This window comes from Streptomyces sp. NBC_01006, assembly GCF_045162725.1.
Classification (GTDB): domain Bacteria; phylum Actinomycetota; class Actinomycetes; order Streptomycetales; family Streptomycetaceae; genus Streptomyces.
Genome location: NZ_CP108700.1, coordinates 6,751,437 through 6,769,120, shown reverse-complemented (window position 1 = coordinate 6,769,120; position 17,684 = coordinate 6,751,437). Strand labels below are relative to the sequence as shown.

At 71.5% G+C, this 17,684-nt stretch carries 20 protein-coding genes; 5 read left to right on the top strand and 15 right to left on the bottom strand.

The features are described from left to right. Positions 1 to 12 precede the first annotated feature (12 nt). Complete coding sequence (locus OG509_RS30690; protein WP_051696465.1) at positions 13 to 501, bottom strand: ATP-binding protein; 489 nt, start codon at positions 499 to 501, stop codon at positions 13 to 15. A 302-nt stretch (positions 502 to 803) separates the two neighbouring features. Here OG509_RS30690 and OG509_RS30685 point away from each other — a divergent pair, with 302 nt between their 5' ends. Beyond that, entirely contained in the window at positions 804 to 1,586 is a 783-nt protein-coding gene (locus OG509_RS30685; RefSeq protein WP_406185860.1) for an enoyl-CoA hydratase/isomerase family protein, read from the top strand. Here the strand turns inward: OG509_RS30685 and OG509_RS30680 are convergent. Continuing rightward, positions 1,561 to 2,199: a DJ-1/PfpI family protein gene (locus tag OG509_RS30680; RefSeq protein ID WP_406185858.1), complete on the bottom strand. Its 639-nt coding sequence runs from the start codon at positions 2,197 to 2,199 to the stop codon at positions 1,561 to 1,563. The two genes, OG509_RS30685 and OG509_RS30680, sit on opposite strands and share 26 nt — an antisense overlap. A gap of 79 nt (positions 2,200 to 2,278) precedes the next feature. Further along, positions 2,279 to 3,250 carry a GlxA family transcriptional regulator gene (locus OG509_RS30675; protein ID WP_406185856.1) on the bottom strand — a complete coding sequence of 324 codons (972 nt, stop codon included), beginning with the start codon at positions 3,248 to 3,250 and terminating at the stop codon, positions 2,279 to 2,281. A gap of 93 nt (positions 3,251 to 3,343) precedes the next feature. Here OG509_RS30675 and OG509_RS30670 point away from each other — a divergent pair, with 93 nt between their 5' ends. Then, entirely contained in the window at positions 3,344 to 4,981 is a 1,638-nt protein-coding gene (locus tag OG509_RS30670) for an ABC-F family ATP-binding cassette domain-containing protein (protein WP_406185854.1), read from the top strand. A 17-nt stretch (positions 4,982 to 4,998) separates the two neighbouring features. Here the strand turns inward: OG509_RS30670 and OG509_RS30665 are convergent, their stop codons facing one another. The 9 genes from OG509_RS30665 to OG509_RS30625 all read right to left on the bottom strand — a co-directional run bounded on the left by OG509_RS30665 (position 4,999) and on the right by OG509_RS30625 (position 11,611). After that, positions 4,999 to 5,769 (bottom strand): SDR family NAD(P)-dependent oxidoreductase, encoded by a 771-nt coding sequence (locus OG509_RS30665; protein WP_387282383.1) that lies wholly within the window; start codon positions 5,767 to 5,769, stop codon positions 4,999 to 5,001. 15 nt (positions 5,770 to 5,784) lie between these two features. After that, positions 5,785 to 6,999 (bottom strand): MAB_1171c family putative transporter, encoded by a 1,215-nt coding sequence (locus OG509_RS30660; RefSeq protein WP_406185853.1) that lies wholly within the window; start codon positions 6,997 to 6,999, stop codon positions 5,785 to 5,787. After that, positions 6,986 to 7,489, bottom strand: coding sequence for a hypothetical protein (locus OG509_RS30655; protein WP_053689234.1), 504 nt, complete (start codon positions 7,487 to 7,489; stop codon positions 6,986 to 6,988). The genes OG509_RS30660 and OG509_RS30655 overlap by 14 nt, the downstream gene beginning before the upstream one ends. A 205-nt stretch (positions 7,490 to 7,694) precedes the next feature. Continuing rightward, positions 7,695 to 8,099, bottom strand: coding sequence for a hypothetical protein (locus tag OG509_RS30650; protein ID WP_406185852.1), 405 nt, complete (start codon positions 8,097 to 8,099; stop codon positions 7,695 to 7,697). A gap of 23 nt (positions 8,100 to 8,122) precedes the next feature. Then, entirely contained in the window at positions 8,123 to 8,509 is a 387-nt protein-coding gene (locus OG509_RS30645) for a hypothetical protein (RefSeq protein WP_406185850.1), read from the bottom strand. Between the two features lie 631 nt (positions 8,510 to 9,140). Then, positions 9,141 to 9,272, bottom strand: a complete 132-nt coding sequence (locus tag OG509_RS30640) for a hypothetical protein (protein WP_406185848.1) — start codon at positions 9,270 to 9,272, stop codon at positions 9,141 to 9,143. Between the two features lie 14 nt (positions 9,273 to 9,286). Next, the gene (locus OG509_RS30635; protein ID WP_406185846.1) at positions 9,287 to 9,814 is read right to left on the bottom strand and encodes a glycine-rich domain-containing protein; all 528 of its coding nucleotides are present in this window, start codon (positions 9,812 to 9,814) and stop codon (positions 9,287 to 9,289) included. A gap of 320 nt (positions 9,815 to 10,134) precedes the next feature. Further along, positions 10,135 to 10,353 carry a hypothetical protein gene (locus tag OG509_RS30630; protein WP_406185845.1) on the bottom strand — a complete coding sequence of 73 codons (219 nt, stop codon included), beginning with the start codon at positions 10,351 to 10,353 and terminating at the stop codon, positions 10,135 to 10,137. A gap of 82 nt (positions 10,354 to 10,435) precedes the next feature. After that, positions 10,436 to 11,611, bottom strand: a complete 1,176-nt coding sequence (locus OG509_RS30625; RefSeq protein WP_406185843.1) for a helix-turn-helix domain-containing protein — start codon at positions 11,609 to 11,611, stop codon at positions 10,436 to 10,438. Positions 11,612 to 11,725: 114 nt separating this feature from the next. Here OG509_RS30625 and OG509_RS30620 point away from each other — a divergent pair, with 114 nt between their 5' ends. Continuing rightward, the gene (locus OG509_RS30620) at positions 11,726 to 12,259 is read left to right on the top strand and encodes a flavoprotein (protein WP_406185842.1); all 534 of its coding nucleotides are present in this window, start codon (positions 11,726 to 11,728) and stop codon (positions 12,257 to 12,259) included. Between the two features lie 102 nt (positions 12,260 to 12,361). Here OG509_RS30620 and sph read toward each other — a convergent pair whose 3' ends face one another. Next, entirely contained in the window at positions 12,362 to 13,351 is a 990-nt protein-coding gene (gene sph, locus OG509_RS30615; RefSeq protein ID WP_406185840.1) for a sphingomyelin phosphodiesterase, read from the bottom strand. A gap of 152 nt (positions 13,352 to 13,503) precedes the next feature. Between sph and OG509_RS30610 the strand changes: the two genes are divergently transcribed. Beyond that, positions 13,504 to 14,397: an oxygenase MpaB family protein gene (locus tag OG509_RS30610; RefSeq protein WP_406185838.1), complete on the top strand. Its 894-nt coding sequence runs from the start codon at positions 13,504 to 13,506 to the stop codon at positions 14,395 to 14,397. A 39-nt stretch (positions 14,398 to 14,436) separates the two neighbouring features. On the opposite strand, the gene OG509_RS30605 is transcribed toward OG509_RS30610, so the two are convergent. After that, positions 14,437 to 15,942 carry a M1 family metallopeptidase gene (locus tag OG509_RS30605; protein ID WP_406185837.1) on the bottom strand — a complete coding sequence of 502 codons (1,506 nt, stop codon included), beginning with the start codon at positions 15,940 to 15,942 and terminating at the stop codon, positions 14,437 to 14,439. A gap of 265 nt (positions 15,943 to 16,207) precedes the next feature. Continuing rightward, positions 16,208 to 16,678 carry a hypothetical protein gene (locus tag OG509_RS30600; protein WP_406185836.1) on the bottom strand — a complete coding sequence of 157 codons (471 nt, stop codon included), beginning with the start codon at positions 16,676 to 16,678 and terminating at the stop codon, positions 16,208 to 16,210. Between the two features lie 93 nt (positions 16,679 to 16,771). Here OG509_RS30600 and OG509_RS30595 point away from each other — a divergent pair, with 93 nt between their 5' ends. Continuing rightward, positions 16,772 to 17,635 carry an SCO6745 family protein gene (locus tag OG509_RS30595; RefSeq protein ID WP_406185834.1) on the top strand — a complete coding sequence of 288 codons (864 nt, stop codon included), beginning with the start codon at positions 16,772 to 16,774 and terminating at the stop codon, positions 17,633 to 17,635. The last annotated feature ends 49 nt before the right edge of the window (positions 17,636 to 17,684 follow it).

Sequence of the window (17,684 nt, the reverse complement as noted above, 5' to 3'; positions counted from 1 at the left end):
CCGTACGCCGTCTCAGACCGCGGGTGCGGCGAGCGGCAGGGCCGCCCAGATGACCTTGCCGCCCGTCGAGGTGTGCTCGACGTCGCAGACCCCGCCGGACTCCCGTGTGACCTCGCGCACCAGGAGCAGGCCCCGGCCGCCGGTCTGGCCGAAATCCGCCTCCAGCGCCTTGGGGCGGTACGGGTGGTTGTCCTCGACCGCCACCCGTACCCAGTCCCGGCCGATGGCGACCTCGACCGCGACCTCCGGCGAGAGCAGGGCCGCGTGCCGGACCGAGTTCGTCACCAGTTCGGAGACGATCAGCAGCAGCGAGTACACGAGGTCCCGGTCGGCGGGCACGCCCTGGCGGCCCAGCAGGTCGCGGACGGCCCTGCGGGCCTGCGGAACGGATTCTTCTACAGCGGGCACGGTGAACCGCCACACGCCTTCGTAGGCGAGGGGGTCGGCCGGGGCGGCCGGCTCCCCCTCCTTGGCTGGCGGGACGCTCCCGCTGACATCCATCTTCCGGCCCCCGTCTTCACGCTCGATCGTCTCCACGCGTCAAGAGTGGGGAGCGGACTGGTCCGGACCGGACCTCTGACCAGAAGTCAGCGTCAATCGGACGCTTTCTGACCGTTGGCGTATGACAGCGTCAGTTGTGCGACCGTTCCTGGTCTTCTGTGGGACCTTTCCCGGCCTCGCTCCCCGGACCGCCGACCGGCCGGAACAGCCCGCCGATGAGGAACATGGTGGTCAGCGTGGCGAAGCCGGCGTAGAACCTCCCCTTGATCACAGGATCGGCCGACCGGGATAGCATCCGGCGCATGGACGCAGCCCAGGAAGCAGCCCTCCTGCACACCGTCGCCGACGGGGTCGCCACGGTCGTCATCTCGCATCCCGCCAAGCGCAACGCCATGACCGCGGCGATGTGGCGGGCGCTCCCGGAGGTACTGGACGGGCTCGCGGCCGATCCGGCCGTACGGGTGCTCGTCCTGACCGGGGCCGGACCGACCTTCTGCGCGGGGGCCGACATCTCCTCGCTGGCCGGGGACGAGGACCCGCAGGCACTGGCCGTGGCGGCGGAGGAGGCCCTGGCCGCCTTCCCGAAGCCGACGCTCGCGGCGGTCCGCGGATTCTGCGTGGGCGGCGGCAGCCAGCTGGCGGCGGCCTGTGACCTGCGCTTCGCGGAGGAGGGGGCGTCGTTCGGGGTGACCCCGGCGAAGCTGGGCATCGTCTACCCCGCGTCCTCGACCCGCCGGCTGGCCGCGCTGGTCGGCCCGGCGGTGGCCAAGTACCTGCTCTTCTCGGCGGAGTTGATCGACGCGGAGCACGCGCTGCGGGCCGGCTTCCTGAACGAGCTGCTGCCGGCCGGGCAACTGGACAAGCGCGTGGCGGACTTCGCCCGCGTCCTGAGCACCCGCTCCCGGCTGACGCAGGCGGCGGCCAAGGAGTTCGCCGACGGGCGGACGGACCGGGACGCGTACTGGGCGCAGCAGGCGGCCGCGAGCGGCGACACCGCGGAGGGTGTCGCCGCGTTCCTGGGACGCCGTACGCCGTCGTTCGGCTGGACCGCCGGGGACGCTACGAGAGGTCCTGGCGGGCGCTGAGCCCGCGCAGCCGCGCCACGATCTCCGCCGGGGCCTTGTCCGGCGAGCCGGCGTCGTAGGGCGGCTGCGGGTCGTACTCGGTCATCAGCTGGATCGTCTGGGCGTACTCGTCTCCGGCGATCCGGCCGAGGAGGCCGAGGCCCATGTCGATGCCGGAGGACACCCCGGCGGCGGTGACGTACTTCCCGTCGTACACGACGCGCTCGCCGGTGGGCTCGGCGCCGAAGGCGGGCAGCCGGTCCAGGTAGAGCCAGTGGCTGGCGGCGCGCCGCCCCTTGAGCAGCCCGGCGGCGGCCAGCAGGAGCGAGCCGGTGCAGACGGAGGTGGTCCAGGTGGTGGTGGCGTCGACGGTGCGCAGCCAGTCGACGACGGCCGGGTTCTCCATCTCCAGCTCGGGGTGCGGCCCGCCGGGTACGACGACGATGTCGGGCCGGGTCACCTCGTCGAGCCCCTTGTCGGCGACGAGCGCGAGCGCCCCGCTGTCGGTCCGTACCGGCCCGGGCCGCTGCGAGACGAACACGACCTCGGCGTCGGGCAGCCGCCCGAGGGTGTCGAAGGGGCCGATGGCGTCGAGCGCGGTGAACCGGTCGTAGAGCAGTACGGCGATCTGCATGTTTCCTCCGGAGTGGTGGGAGTCGGGGTGGTGAAGAGTCCGGGCGGTGAGGAATCGGGGCGTTGAGGTATCGGGGCGGCTACGCGGGGTCGGGACCGAAGCGGCGGCGGTACTCGGCCGGGGGCTGGCCCAGGGTTTTCACGAAGGCCCGGCGCAGCGCCTCCGGGGTGCCGTAGCCGCAGGCCCGGGAGATCTGGGCGACCCCGTCCCCCGTGTCCTCCAGGAGGCGCCGCGCGTGCTCGACCCGTACGCGCTCCACGTAGCGGCCGGGCGTGACCCCCGTCTCCGCCTGGAAGGCCCGGGCGAAATGCCGCGGCGAGAGCCGGGCGCGCGCCGCCAGGGCCTCCACGCCCAGGTCCGCACCCGGATGCTCGGTGATCCACTGCTGTACCTCGCGCAACGGCTCCCGTTGCGCGGTCTGCGCCGCCAGCTGCGCGCTGAACTGCGCCTGATTGCCGGGCCTGCGCAGGAACACCACCAGGTGCCGCGCGATGCGCAGCGCCAGCTCCCTCCCGTGGTCCTCCTCCACCAGCGCCAGGGCGAGGTCGATCCCGGCCGTGACCCCCGCCGAGGTGGCCACCGGGCCGTCCCGTACGTAGATCGGGTCCGGTTCGACGGTCACCGTCGGGTAGTCCCGGGCCATCTGCTCGCACACGTACCAGTGCGTCGTGGCCCGCCGCCCGTCCAGCAGCCCGGCCTCGGCCAGCAGCAGCCCGCCCGTACAGACGGACACCAGCCGCTCCGCGCCACCCCCGTAGGCGCGCAGCCACTCGGTCAGCCGGGGCTCGAAGTCCCCCCGGTACTGGCCGCCCGGCACCAGCAGCGTGGTGCCCGCACCGGGCCGAGCGCTCTCCAGGTCCCCGTCCGGCACCAGAGTGAGCCCGCTGTTCGTCCTCACGGGCGCCCCGCCGGGAGAGACCGTACGGATCGCGTACCCGGCCCGCGCCCGCTCAGGGAAGCGGCCGACCGCGGCGAACACCTCCACGGGGCCGGTCACGTCCAGGCTCTGCAGGCCGTCGTAGAGGACGACGAGCACGTTTCGCAACGACATGACCCCATGGTGTGACGCGGCCGCCGGTGGCCGCAATGACGCTCATCCCACCTTTACGGCCATGACCTGCCGCGCGGATAGGATCGACGGACCATGACTGCAACCCTCGTCGCCAAGAACCTCACCGCCGCGCACGGTGAGCGCACGCTCTTCGCCGATCTCGACCTCGTCGTCGCCCCCGGCGACGTCATCGGCCTCGTCGGCGTCAACGGCGCCGGAAAATCCACCCTGCTGCGCCTGCTCGCCGGCCTGGACACGCCCGAGACCGGTGAGCTGCGGCTCTCCCCGCCCACCGCCGCGGTCGGCCATCTGCCCCAGGAGCCGGAGCGGCGCCCCGAGGAGTCCGTACGGGACTTCCTGGCCCGGCGTACGGGCGTCGCCGCCGCCCAGGCGGCGCTGGACGCGGCGACCCAGGGCCTGGTCGACGGGACCCCGGGCGCGGACGACGCGTACGCGACGACCCTGGACCAGTGGCTGAACCTCGGCGGCGCCGACCTCGACGAGCGGGCCCAGGAGGTCGCCGACGAGCTCGGGCTGGCCGTCAGCCTGGACCTGCCGATGACCGCGCTGTCCGGCGGCCAGGCGGCCCGCGCCGGCCTCGCCTCGCTGCTGCTGTCCCGCTACGACGTCTTCCTGCTCGACGAGCCGACCAACGACCTGGACCTGGAGGGTCTGGAGCGCCTGGAGCAGTTCGTGAAGGGCCTGCGCGCGGGCACCGTCGTGATCAGCCACGACCGCGAGTTCCTGACCCGGACCGTCACCAAGGTCCTCGAACTCGACCTGGCGCAGCAGCAGATCAACCTCTACGGCGGCGGCTACGACGCCTATCTGGAGGAGCGCGAGCGGGCCCGTATGCACGCCCGCGAGGAGTACGACGAGTACGCGGACAAGCGCTCGGCGCTCGAAGGCCGGGCCCAGATGCAGCGCGGCTGGATGGACAAGGGCGTCAAGAACGCCCGCCGCAAGGCCACGGACAACGACAAGATCGGCAAGAAGTTCCGCAGCGAGGCGAGCGAGAAGCAGGCCTCCAAGGCCCGTCAGACGCAGCGCGCCATCGAGCGGCTCGAAGTCGTCGACGAGCCCCGCAAGGAGTGGGAGCTGCGCATGGAGATCGCGGCGGCGCCGCGCTCCGGCTCGGTCGTCGCCACCCTGAACGAGGCGTCAGTGCGGCGCGGGGACTTCTCCTTCGGCCCGGCCAGCCTGCAGATCGACTGGGCGGACCGGGTGGCGATCACCGGCGCCAACGGCGCGGGCAAGTCCACGCTCCTCGCCGTCCTCCTCGGCCGGCTGGCGCCCGACTCCGGTGCGGCCACGCTCGGTTCGGGCGTGCTGGTCGGCGAGGTGGACCAGGCGCGCGGGCTCTTCCTCGGGGACGAGCCGCTGCTGGAGGCCTTCTGCGCGGCGGTCCCGGAGACCGAGCCGGCCGAAGTGCGGACCCTGCTGGCCAAGTTCGGCCTGAAGGCGGCGCACGTACTGCGTCCCGCGGCCACGCTCTCCCCCGGCGAGCGCACCCGGGCGGCCCTGGCGCTGCTCCAGGGCCGCGGGGTGAACCTGCTGGTGCTCGACGAGCCCACGAACCACCTGGACCTCGCGGCGATCGAACAGCTGGAGGCGGCCCTGGACGCGTACGAGGGCACGCTGCTGCTGGTCACCCACGACCGCCGGATGCTGGACGCGGTGCACGTGACCCGCCGCCTGGAGGTCGCGAACGGCAAGGTCACCGAGCTCTAGGCCGTGCCTTTCGGCCGCTACTGCTCGGGCGCGTGCCGTTTACGCGCGAGCCTGGCGGCCACGAAGCCGCGCGGCAGGTGCCGGACGGCGAGCGCGTACGCCTGGTAGCGCCGGCCGGTGATGCTCACCGGCCGGCGCAGGGCCAGGTCCCGCAGGGCCTTGGCCACCACGGCCTCGGGCTCCAGCCACACCGCCTCGCGCAGGGAGCTGACGTCCATCCCGGCGCGCGCCTGGAACTCGGTGCGGGTGAACCCCGGGACCACCGCCAGGACCCTGACCCCGTACGGCGCCATGTCCACCCGCAGGGACTCGCTGAACGCGGTGACCCAGGCCTTGGCGGCCCCGTACGTCCCGGTCGGCAGCAGCCCGGCCACCGAGGAGACGTTCACCACCGCGCCCCGGCGGCGTGCGCGCAGCCCCGGCAGCATGGCGTGGGTGAGCCGCAGCGGGACCCTCACCAGCAGGTCGAGCAGCCGCTCCTCGTCCTCGACCGGGCTGTACGGGAACGGTGCGGGGAGCCCGAAGCCCGCGTTGTTGACCAGGATGTCCACGGGCCGGTCCCGGTCGGCGAGCCGCTCGGCGACGGCCGTGCAGTCCGCCGGGTCCAGCAGATCGGCGGGCAGCACCTCGCTGGCCGTACCGAACTCCCGGCCGAGCTCCCGGGCCACGGCTTCGAGGCGGTCCTTGTCCCGGGCGACCAGGACGAGCTCGCAGCCCTTGGCCGCGAAGCCGCGGGCGAAGGCGGCGCCGAGTCCGGCACTGGCCCCGGTGATCAGAACGGTGGTCAAGAGAGGGTCACTTCCTTACGGGGTGTGCGGGCGCTGCGGGGTCGGGCCCTGCGGGGTGAAGTCCGTGGTCGACGGCGATCCGTAGGCCTGGGCCACGTCGACCAGGAACCGGGCCTCGTCGTCGAGGTCGCCGCCCTCGGCGGAGGTCTGCATCGCGGCGGGCAGCTCCCACGCCGCGTCCTCCTCCGGCTGCCCGGGCAGTCCGGCGAGCTTCGCCTGCCGCGCCTCCTTCAGTACGCAGGCCAGTGCGGCCGCGGTGCGCCGCTGCTCGGGGATCCCGTGCCCGGTGACATGGGTGCGGGCGAGCTCCCAGGCGCCCGGAGCGACGTACTCGCCGAGGATCAGGATCGCGTCGCGGGTCTCGATCACCTTGCGGTACACCAGCAGGTTGCGCGGGACGGGCGGCCACAGCAGCTCCACGACCCGGCCGGCCCGCGGCTTGGTGAGGGCGACGTGCGGGACGGCCTGGACCAGGTCGTGCCAGAGCGGCCAGAGCCGCCAGGCGGTGGCGACGTCGGCGCTCGTGCGGCGCAGCGTGAACAGGGTGGGCACGAGGATCGCGGCGGCCCGCAGCAGTCCGTGCAGGTTCATCATCAGCGGCAGGGCGGGCATCGCCCAGGTGCTGGCGAACAGGGCCTTGAGCAGGTACACGAACCAGAACAGGCCGGCGAGCGCGGTGCCGAGGCCGAACAGCCGCAGCCCGGCGGCCAGTCCCCGGCTCTCGGTGCGCCGGCTGTAGCGCCAGCAGAGGGAGACGCAGGTGATGTTGGCGACGAGGTGCGCGGAGATCAGGAACAGCCAGTAGGCGAGGGAGGGCACCGGATCGCCCTGCGGCGGGATGGTGTGCGCGGTGTGCGCGGGGGCGGCCGTGTCCAGCACCACGAGGGTGGTCAGCCAGACCACCGTGCCCACCCAGGAGGCGAGTTGGAGGGCCCGGCCGCGGGTGGCGGCGGCGACGAAGTAGAGCACGGTGCCCGCGGAGAGCACGCCGATCAGGTTGCGGACGAGGCCGACGGTGTGCGCGTAGTCCGGGTCGCGCATCGCGTACGTGACGACGTCCGGGAGGTTCAGGGTCATCGCGGCGGCGGCGGTGGCGACGGCGAGCCACAGCCCGCGCTGCTGCGGGGAGCGCAGGGCGGCGGGGGCGCGCAGCAGGACCGCGATCCAGAGGCAGACGACGCTGGGCACGGCGAGCGAGTCGCCGAAGGCGGTGAGGTCAGCGGCGTCCATGGCTCCCCCGCCCGTAGCCCATGGCGGATTCCAGCCAGGCGAGGGTGCCGCGGGGTGCGGCGGCCGACTGCGGGCAGGGGCCCGTCGTGCGGATGCGGATCATGCTGGCCAGCATTTCCGCCTCCTGCTCCTGGCTGGTGGTGTAGTTGGTGCGCCCGAGGACGACCGGGACCTGGCCGTCGTTGTCCTCGGCCTCCAGGGAGTTGTGGCCGAACAGGATGTGCCCGAGCTCGTGGAGCACGATGTGCTCGCGGTGCAGCGCGGTGGTCTGTGCCTCGTAGAAGACGAAGTCGACGCTGTCGGTGCCCACCCACAGCCCGCAGACCCCGGATTCCGCCGCCTCCTTGGGAAGCGGGTGGAGGTGGATGGGGCGGCCCCGCTGCTCGGCGATCCGGTTGCACAGCCCTTCGATGGAGAAGGGATGTGTCAGATCCAGATGGCCGAGAATCTTCTCGCACCGTTTACGGAGGCTGGGTTGCGAGTGGGGCATGTGATCCCTCTTCGGACCCTTTCGCGGGCAGCGTCGGTAGGCGTGCGTGGGCGTGGGCATGGCGTCCTGTGCCTTCAAGGCGGCCTCTGGGAGTGGGGTCCTGAGGGGAGAAACGGAAGCCCGTTCGCCACTCGGCGAACGGGCGTTCCGCCATGCCTACAGATCTTGTACGGGAGTTCGCAAGGTGTGTGCCCAGGTGGGGTGCCTATTCGGCCATCCCGGAGTCCCCCGATTCCGGCGTGCGCGGCCGGATGCTGAGCACCAGCATGCCGTAGCCTACGGCCAGCAGGACCGCCGGTACCAGCAGGGCCAGCACCAGGAGGCTCCACGGCCCGAGCCCCATGGTGAACAGGGCGACGGAGATGATGCCGAACGCGACCGACGCGACGACGGTGACGCCGAGGTTCGACAGGTTCCGCTCGCGGGGGCGGGCCAGCTCGGCCTCCACCTGACGGCGTGCCACGTCGAGGGCCTCTCGGCGGACGCGTTCGTGCTCCTGCAGCAACTGCCAGTTCTCGGGGCTCACGCCCTCCAGGTGCGGGGGCATGGAAGGCTCGTCGGGCCGCTCGCGCGGCACGCGACCTTCGCCCGGTGCGCTCGACGATGCCATCGAGAAGCCTCCCTTACTCCGGCTTACTTCAGTGCGTACGAAGCCGCGAGGATGCCGGCCAGCGATTCCATGAGCGGGACGTGCCGGTCGACGAGGTCGGCGAAGCGGGGCGCGTCGACGGAGAGTACGCCCATCTTCTCGGTGCCGTGGATCACCGGGACGGCGATGACCGCCTCGTATCCCGTTCCCCCGGGGATGAGATAGGACTGCGTCACGAGCTTGCCGTCGATCCTGAAGGTCGTTCCGGTGCCGCCGAGGATCTCGTTCTTCATGTGCGCCGCGCCGACGGGGTCGATGACGGGCCTGGGCGGCCGGTACCCGGGAAAGGTCCCCTCCAGGGTGAAGCCGTCCGTGGCGGCGTCGTACAGGTAGAAACTGCACCGCGCCCGCGGCAGGAGTCTCGGCTCCAACGGCGGGGCGGTGAGGTCGACCGCTCCGGCCAGGACCCTGGTCGAGGATGTCCTTGCGCATGTCCTTGAGATCGTCGACCGTCTGCTGCGGCAAGGGGGACGGAACCCGGGCCTTGTCCGCATAGAGCACGGCCAGGTCCCTGATCTTGTCGCTCAGAGGGCCCAGCGTGCTGGAGTAGAGCTTCGTGACCTCCGCGTTCGTCTGGCTGGCGTACTCCTTGGCCCGCTTCTCACCGTTCTCCGCGAACCGCTTCTCGAAGTGGGTGATCAGGACGACACCGCAGGCGGCTACGCCGGCTATGAGGGCCCAGCGCTGTTTGTCGGCCCCGGTGGCCCCGTCCGCCCACACGGAGACGACGGCGACGGCCACACCGAGGGCGGCGGAGAAGAGCAGGAACAGATAGTGGACGCCCCGTTCGGCCAGCCATTGCTTCATCCGTATGTGCCACTCCCCGCAGGTGGAAGGTCTGGGATCGCAGAATCCCATATTTCCCGTGCGGAGACTCGGAGTTGACGATCTGCAGGAAGTCGACCCACTGCTCCCCGGGGCATATGGACGCGATCGCGTTCAAGTACCTCGTCCGTGAGTGGCCCCGACCGGAAACCCGGCCGGGGCTGGAGTGCGGTGCGGTCAGTCGATGTCGCCGGGCTCCGGCACGATGAACCCGCGGACCGGCTGTTGAAGCTCGCGCCAACCCGTCCGCTCGTGCTCGTGCAGCTCGGCGACGACGTCCTCGTACCGGGGGTCGATCCACTCAGTCATGGCGCGGAGCCTACCTACTTCGGCTTGGGCGTGATGATGATCGTGCCCCCGTCATCCGAGTGCTGGCAGTCCGCCGCGACCGACACGGTGGTGTCCTCCGGGCCCCGCCACAGATCGCGATCCGGGGTGTACCCGGCCGCCTCCATCGCTGCGACCGTCCGCTCGACGCTCGACTGCGACCGTCGCCCCGGATCCGGGCGCTCGGGCACGTGGTGGATGAAGCCACCCAGCCTGAAGCACAGGCCCTGGTACAGGCCGGTGTGCAGAATGAGCGCGTGCCAGCCCTCGTCAACCACGCGGGACGGGACCAGAGACGTCGTGCTCTTCGCCGCAGTGGCGAGGAACGCGATTGCCTCGACGACGATGCGGCCGGCCATCTCCGGCTCCATGCCCGGGTTGCCGTCGAGGACCGTGTGCATGACGCCGTTGAACTGGGCGTCGGACAGCAGCGCCCGCGGGGACAGGACGGTGGCCGTGGTGCCGGTGCAGGGCGGCGGGGGCGGCGTGGGGCCGGTGCTGCACGCAGGAGAGGGCGATGTCATGGGTTGCTCCTCGGTGAGATTCCGATGGTGCGAGGTACCCGCCCCGTGCGCCGCCGGGGGGAAATGGGCGGACGCCGGGGCGGGGTCAGTGGGTGCTGACGACGATCACGGCGAGGATGCCGAGCGTGATTGCGACGTATAGGAGCTGACGCACGCGCTCGGTCACTCGTCGTCGCTTGTGGCCCTGGGCCGGCACGACGGGTCTCGGATGTCGTGCGACCAGACCGTCGGACGGGCCCCGGACCCGGAATGCGGAATGAACTTCTGCCCGCCGCTACGGATCACGCGCTGGCAGCGCGCGCAGACCTGGCCCGCGGCACTCATGCCCGCTCCAGGGAACCCGGGTCGGCCGTGAACTCCAGTCCGTCGGGGCCCCGTACGTAAGCCACCTCGGCGTAGCGGTGCTCGCCATCGGTGAAGCCGAGACTCTGGCTGATCACGTCCATCAGCGTGCCCCTGCGGCCTGTCGAGGACTCACGGACCTGCTGGTGCATCAGCGCGTGGGGAATGGTGACAGTCCCACCATCCGTGCTGCTCATGGCGGCTCCCTACCGTCGTCAGCGGGTGGTGACACCAGCCTGACGCCCCGGCAGAGCACCAACACTCACAGATTTGTGAGTGCTACAGCCCGATCCAGCGGGCCATCCCCCCGAGACCGTCGGGCGCCCGCCGCGACATGTGCACCAACCCGCGGATCGTGGTCCGGGTACCCGGAAGATGCCGCGTCTGCTCCGGCGCCACCTGCCGCGCCTGGGCCAGGAACTTCAGCGACGTCTTCGCGGAGCCCGCTTCCATCTCCACGAGCGCCCGGTCCACGAGGTAGCGGGCACGCCGCGAGGTCAGCGTCGACGTCGGCAGCTTCAGGGTGCGAGCCCGGCCGAGCGCGTCGTCGAACTGCCGCATCGCGATCGAAGCGCCGAGCTCGTGCAGCCGCACGTTCACCCGCCCGAAGGACAGCCAGTGCACGTCACCGGCCTCGCCCCCCACCCGGTCCGCCAGCTCCCGGGCCGCCGCCAGGTGCGTCTCAACGGCGGTGGCGTCCTCGGTCTTCGCGGCCACGGTGGCCATGCCGAGGTGGAGTTGGCCGGTCACTGCGAGCGCCTCGCGGCTCGCGTCCCCCGCGAGCAGGCTCTGGCCCGACAGGATCAGCGGCGTGGACGTGGCGCAGCGCCACAGGGTGGCCCGCTTGTAGCGTTGCACCGCTTCGATGCAGGGATCGGAGGCCCGGGAGGCGGCCCAGCCCATCCGGTCCAGGGCGACGCGGGCGAGGTCCGGGTGATCGAGCTTGAGCGCCACGTCGTGTGCGGTCCGGTAGGCCGAGGCGAGGGCCCGCCACACCGGCGTTGACGGCTCCGTCCACGCGGTGTGCGTCAGCTCCAGGATGAGGGCCGGCAGCGCCTTGGCCGCCGCGCGCAGGTGGGTGGCCCGCACCCGCTGACACAAGGCGTCCGCTGCGGCGATCAGCTCCGGCACCGGCCGGACGGCGGGAAGGTCGGGGTGCGGGCCGAGGTCGTACCGGTCGAGGGCCTCCCGGATCGGAGCGACCAGCGCCACCAGCCGATCAGGTGGCAGTGATGTCACGGCAGGGGGTCCTGTCAGCTGGGCCGCATCCACCCTGAGCGCCTGCGCCACGGCCGCCACGAAGCCGGGAGTCGCGGGGCGCGCCCCGCATTCGACCTGGCTCAAGAGGCTGAGACTGTACGGGATCCTGTCGGCGAGCTCGCGCTGCGTCAGGCGAGCGAGCCGCCGCTGCTCCTGGATCCGAGATCCGGTGCGGTCATCGTCAGATGCGGACATACTGGTCTCCGTCCAAGACTCGTCATCATGGACGGTACCCGCGCACAGAGCACTCGCTCTGCCCTCGCCCCCGACTCCGCACGGATCGGAAGCGATTGCATAGGCTCGGGAGCCATGACGACGAGGACGCTGTACCTGCTCTGCTCTGCCGCCCCGCCCGTCTTCGAGATCGCCGGCGTGATCGAGGAGGCACAGGGACGCGGCTGGGACGTGTGCCTCGGCCTGACGCCGGCGGCCGCCGACTGGCTGGAGGACAGCCTCGACGGGCTGGCCGCTCTGACCGGTCACCCGGTGCGCTACCGGTACAAGCGCCCCGGTCACCCGGACGTGTGGCCGCCTGCGGACGCGGTGCTCGTGGCCCCGGCGACGATGAACACGCTGAACTCGTGGGCGCTCGGGATCACCGGTACATGGTTGGTCGGGTTCGTTGCCGAGGCCATCGGCAAGGGCATCCCGCTGTCGACGATGCCCTGCGTGAACAGCGCGTATGCCGAGCACCCGCAGTTCCCGTCGTCGCTGGAGACGCTGCGCGGGGCCGGGGTCCGCGTGCTGTACGGGCCGGGCGGGTTCGAGCCGAACGCCCCGGGCGAGAAGCGCCCGTATCCTTGGGGTGCAGCGCTGGACGCCGTCGACGAGGACCGTCGGTAGCCGTCCCCCGGACAGCACGAAAAAACGCCCCCTCCCGGCCCTGGGCCGAGAAGGGGCGTTGTGCGTCCCCGCGCTGGACTGTGCGGTGACGTGCCCCGCGAACTAGCGGCCGATCAGCGGGTAGTGGTCGGAGAGGTTGGTGTACGTGTACGAGGTGCCCCAGCTGGAGACGGTCCAGGGCGCCGACTCCTCCTTGACCACGTTGTTCTCCCAGCCCGCCGGGCGCGCGTTGCCCTTGCGGTAGAGGACGTAGTCCAGGTCCTCGCGCGGGTCCGTCGGGTAGCGGTAGTTCGCGATGGAGTTCAGCGCGGTGTCGAACGAGTACGGGTGGCCCGTGCGCGAGTCGGAGTCGGCCAGGTCGGCGTTGGCGAGCATGGACGCGAACTCGGGGGAGCGCGAGTCGACGTTCATGTCACCGGCGACGATGACCTGCTCGCCCGCCGGGATGTTCTTGCCGTCCAGGAAGGCGTCTATCGCCTTGAACTGGCGGGCGCGCATGTCCGCCGCCTCGCCGGAGCCGCAGCCCGGGTCGGTGGACTGGGCGTGGGTGCCGACCACGTGGACCTTGGTTCCGTTGACGTTCAGCACGACGTAGGCGAAGCCCTTGTTGGACCACCAGTCGGCGCCGCAGGCGTCCTTGTAGACGACCTGCTCCTTGCGGACGATCGGCCACTTGCTGAGGATCGTGACGCCGCCGTCCTCGGGGGTGGTCGAGGAGTACGCGCCGCCCGTGGCGTCCCAGCCGTTCTTGCTGCGGCCGACGATCGGGGTCTGGTACGGGTACTGCGCCGAGGCGTTGGACTTCAGCGCGTCCGAGGCGCCGTTGTCGAAGGCCTCCTGGAGCACGACCACGTCGTGGCCCTGGAAGAAGGACGCCTTGGGGATCTCCGAAGCCCGGTGGTCCTGACCCCAGTTGGGGTAGAGGTTCTTGCTCATCAGGAACGTGTTGTACGTGAGGACGCTGAGCCGCGGGGCCGCGGCGCTCTCCGCGGCCGAGGCGGCCGGCGCACTGGTGGCGGCCAGTGCGCCGACGGCGATCGCCGCAACGGCCGTGGCGGCGGCGCGGTTGCGGCTGAGCTTGGTGTGCAGCATGAGGTCTCCATCATTCCTGCAGGGGGGAGATCGACTCCGTCATCCAAGCAGCCGCGGTTACCTCTGGGTAACACCCGTGACAAGACTTTCTGTCCGGGAGCGGGACGTCTGGCGCTCGCCACCGGGAACCCCGGCACTCGCATACTGGAACCATGAACGGAACAGAGCTCCCCGCACCCGGACCGACGGCCGCGCGCCGCCCCGATCCCGAGCCGCCGGCCCCCGGCGGGGTGCTCTGGACCATCTCCGGCGACGTCCGGGCCCTGCTGATGCTGCCCGCCGCCTTCACCATGCAGGTCGCCCACCCCGCGATCGGCGCCGGCGTCGACGAGCACTCGGTCTTCCGCACCGACCCCTGGGGGCGCGGCGAGCGCTCCCTGCGCTCCGTCCAGCTGTGGGTGTACGGCGGGGCGGAGGCCGCCGAGGAGGGCCGCCGGGTGCGCCGCCTGCACAAGGAGATCCAGGGCATCGACACCCGGGGGCGGCGCTACCACTCCCTCGACCCCGCCTGCTACTCCTGGGTGCACGCCACCGGCTTCCCGATCTACCTGTACGCCGGGCGGTACCTGCTGCGCCGCTTCACCCCCGCGCAGGAGCGCCAGCTGTACCGGGAGTGGCTCCAGGTGGGCCGGATCCTCGGCATACGCGACCGGGACATGCCCGGGAGCATCGAGGAGTACTGGGTCTACTACCGCCGGATGCTGGCCGAGGAGATCGAGCCGACCAAGGTCGCCCGCGAGCTGATCGCCACCGACGTGCCGCTGCCGAGGCCCGAGGGCGGCTCCCTGCCGGTGCGGCTGCTGCTGCGGCTCACCTGGCCGGTGCTGCGGGCGGCGTTCCTGCGCTTCCGGGCCTTCGTGACCGTCGGGTACATGCCGCCCGAGGCCCGCGCCGCCATCGGGCTGGAGTGGAGCCCGGCCCAGGAGCGCAGGCTCCGGCGGTTCAGCACGGCTGTACGGCTCCTCGTACCGCTGCTGCCGGAGCGCCTGCGCTACCTGCCCATCGCGCGCGCGGCCCGGGCCCGGTGGCGCGCCGGCACCCCCTGAGGGGCGCCGGCGCGCGGAGCCGCGTACGCGCTGCGCGTCTCAGTGCTCGTGGATCGTGTTCGTCTCGGCGATCTTCTTCCAGGACTTCGGCTCCACCTGCTTCGCGGCGGGGGCCTTGAGGGACCGGGCGGCCGGGGCCGCGGCGGCCGGCGGGGCGAAGGCCGGCTTGCCCGGGGTGTACAGCCAGGTCTCGAACAGCTGCGCCAGCGGCTTGTTCGACACCTTCTCCGCGTACCGGACGAAGTCCCCGACCTTGGCGTTCCCGTAGGCCCGCTCGGTCGGCCAGCCCTTGAGGATCTTGAAGAACTTCTCGTCGCCGACCTCGTTGCGCAGCGCCTGCAGGGCGATCGCACCGCGGTCGTACACGGCCCCGTGGAACTGGTTGTCCGGGCCCGGGTCACCCGGCTTGACCTGCCAGAACGGGTCGTCCGCCGCGCGCAGCCCGTACGCCCAGTCGGCGAGCTCCTGCGCGGTGCCCTCGCCCTCCTTCTCCGACCACAGCCACTGGCTGTAGCGGGCGAAGCCCTCGTTGATCCAGATGTCCTTCCAGCCGTCGACGGAGACGCTGTCCCCGTACCACTGGTGGGCCAGCTCGTGCACGACCACCGAGACGTTCGCACCGTTCGCGAACTGCTTCGGGCTGTAGAACGGCCGGGTCTGCGTCTCCAGCGCGAAGCTCGACGGCACATTGGGCACGTACCCGCCCAGGGCGTTGAAGGGATACGGCCCGAAGACCCCCTCCAGCCATTCGGCGACCTCGCCGGTCCGCTCCACGCTCGCGCGCGCCGCGCCCGCGTTGTCGCCGAGGTCCTTGCTGTACGCGTTGAGGATCGGCAGACCGCTCGCCGTCTTGTCGGTGGTGACGTCGAACTTGCCGATGGCGAGGGTGGCGAGGTACGTGGCCTGCGGCTTGTTCGAGCGCCAGTTGTACCGGGTCCAGCCGAGCCGGGAGCTCTGCGACTGGAGCACGCCGTTGCTGATGGCCTGGGTGCCGTCGGGGACGTTGACCGAGATGTCGAAGGTGGCCTTGTCGAGCGGGTGGTCGTTGCTCGGGAACCACCAGACGGCCGAGTCGGGCTCCTGTGCGGCGACGCCGCCGTCCGGGGTGCGCTGCCAGGCCGACCAGCCGTCGATCTTGAACTCCGAGGGCTTTCCGGCGTACTTGACGACGACCGTGGCCGGCGTGTCCTTCTTCAGCGGCTGGGCGGGGGTCACCTCCAGCTCGTGCTCCCCGGACGTGGCGAACTTCGCCTTGGCGCCGTTGACCCGGATCTCGCCGACCTTCAGGCCGAAGTCCAGGTTGAAGCGGGAGAGGTCCTGCTTGGCGGTGGTCAGGAGGGTGGCGGTGCCCTCCAGCAGGTCCGTCTTCGGCTGGTACTGCAGGCGCAGGTCGTAGTGGGACACGTCGTATCCGCTGTTGCCGCTGGCCGGGTAGTAGGGATCGCCGATACCCGGGGCCCCTTGGACCGAACTCGCCGCCGAGGCCGGGATCACCAGCAGGAGGGAGGCGGCGAGCACGCTCGGGGCGATGACTTTGCGGTGCACGAAGAGCTCCAAGTGGTAGGGAGACGGTTCTGTTCAACGGCTTGTCGTCCGACCGTATTCACGCCCGGCCCCCTACGTCATGTCCATGGCTCCCGGTGTCACACGATCGCCATTCGGCCGTCACAGGCCGGGGGCCGGACCGGGGGCCCACCGCCCCGAAGAGCCGCGTTCGGGTACGCGAACGGCCTTCCTCCGCCGTGGGGACGGCGGAAGAAGGCCGGAAACCGGATGTCGCCCGGATGCGCGAGAGGCGGTGAAAGAGACCCTAGAGACCGTTCAGCTTCGATTTGGTCGCCAGGAACTGGGTGCCGAGGCCGGTGTCGTTGCTGGTGAAGAGGCCCGACGCGCCGCGCAGGCTGGTCTTCTCCGCCGCCAGACGGCCCATCAGGGTCTTCACCTGCTGGTCCCAGGTGTCCGCCACCTTCTTCAGGCCGGCGGCCGTCTCCCAGCCGTCGAAGCCCTTCTGGGCCGTGCCGGTGTCGGCGTCCGCGTACTCCGCGGCCTTCTTGGTGTTGGGCTCCAGCTCGGTCTCGATCGTGTTCGCCGCGGCCTTCTTCTGCGCCGGCGTCGATGCGAAGTCCCCGGGGCCGCCCGGGACGAACGGGCCCATCGGGCCCTTCGGCGTACCGGGCGCAGCCGGTCCCGCCGGAGCCGTCGGTCCGCTCGGTTCGACCGGCACGTGGTTCAAGCGCATGCCGACCTGAAGGTCCGACACCTGGCCGCTGTCTCCTGACATGTTCACGCCTCCCCGTTGGTTTCGGCTCGATCATATGCATGGCGGCCGGGACTCGGTCTACCCGACATACTGAGCGGTCGGTAATCTGACGGCATGACGATTCCTCCGCGCGCCGCCCGTCACTGTTGGCACGCAGCGATCAACCCGCTGCATGCCACCATCTACTTCTCTCCCGACCTGGGCAAGGAGTTCGCCGCCCTCGGGGTCACCGAGCGGCCCGCCGTGAACCTCGCCTCCCGGTCCGCCGCCATGGGCGCCGTCGGGCCCGGCACGGTCACCGCCACCTTCTACAACTACCGCCACGACTTCGTCGCCCGGCACCTGCCCGCCGTCTGGGACACCATCACCCCCGAACAGGCCCTCGACGCCCGGCTGCGCGCCGCCGACAGCACCCTGCGCCGACTGCTCGGCGAGGAGGCGATCGAATCCCCCGAGCTCGCCGAGACCGCCGACCTCGCCCTGCGCGCCACCGAGGGCTGCACCCGGCACGCCCGGCCCCTCTACGCCGCCCACGCCGACCTCCCCGTACCCGAGGAGCCGCACCTGCGCCTCTGGTACGCCACCACCCTGCTGCGCGAACACCGCGGCGACGGCCATCTCGCCGCCCTGCTGCTCGCCGGACTGGACCCGCTGGAGGCCCTGGTCAGCCACACCGCCACCGGCCGCGGCATGACCCCGAAGTGGATCAAGACCATCCGCGGTTGGGAGCAGTCCGACCTCGACGCCGCCGCCGACCGGCTGCACGAGCGCGGGATCCTCGACGCCGACGGCGAGCTCACCGAGGAGGGCGCGGCCGTACGCGAGCGCCTCGAAGCCGACACCGACCGCCTCGACGCGGCCCCGTACGAGCACCTCGGCGCCGAGGGCCTGGCCCGGCTGGCCGAGCTGGGCGGCGGATTCGTCGTCAAGGCCGTCACCGCCGGCGCCTTCCCCGCGGACGCCTTCGGCAAGGCCTGACGGGGCCGGGCGCGGGACCGGCACAGGACCGGCCGCGGGACCGGGTACA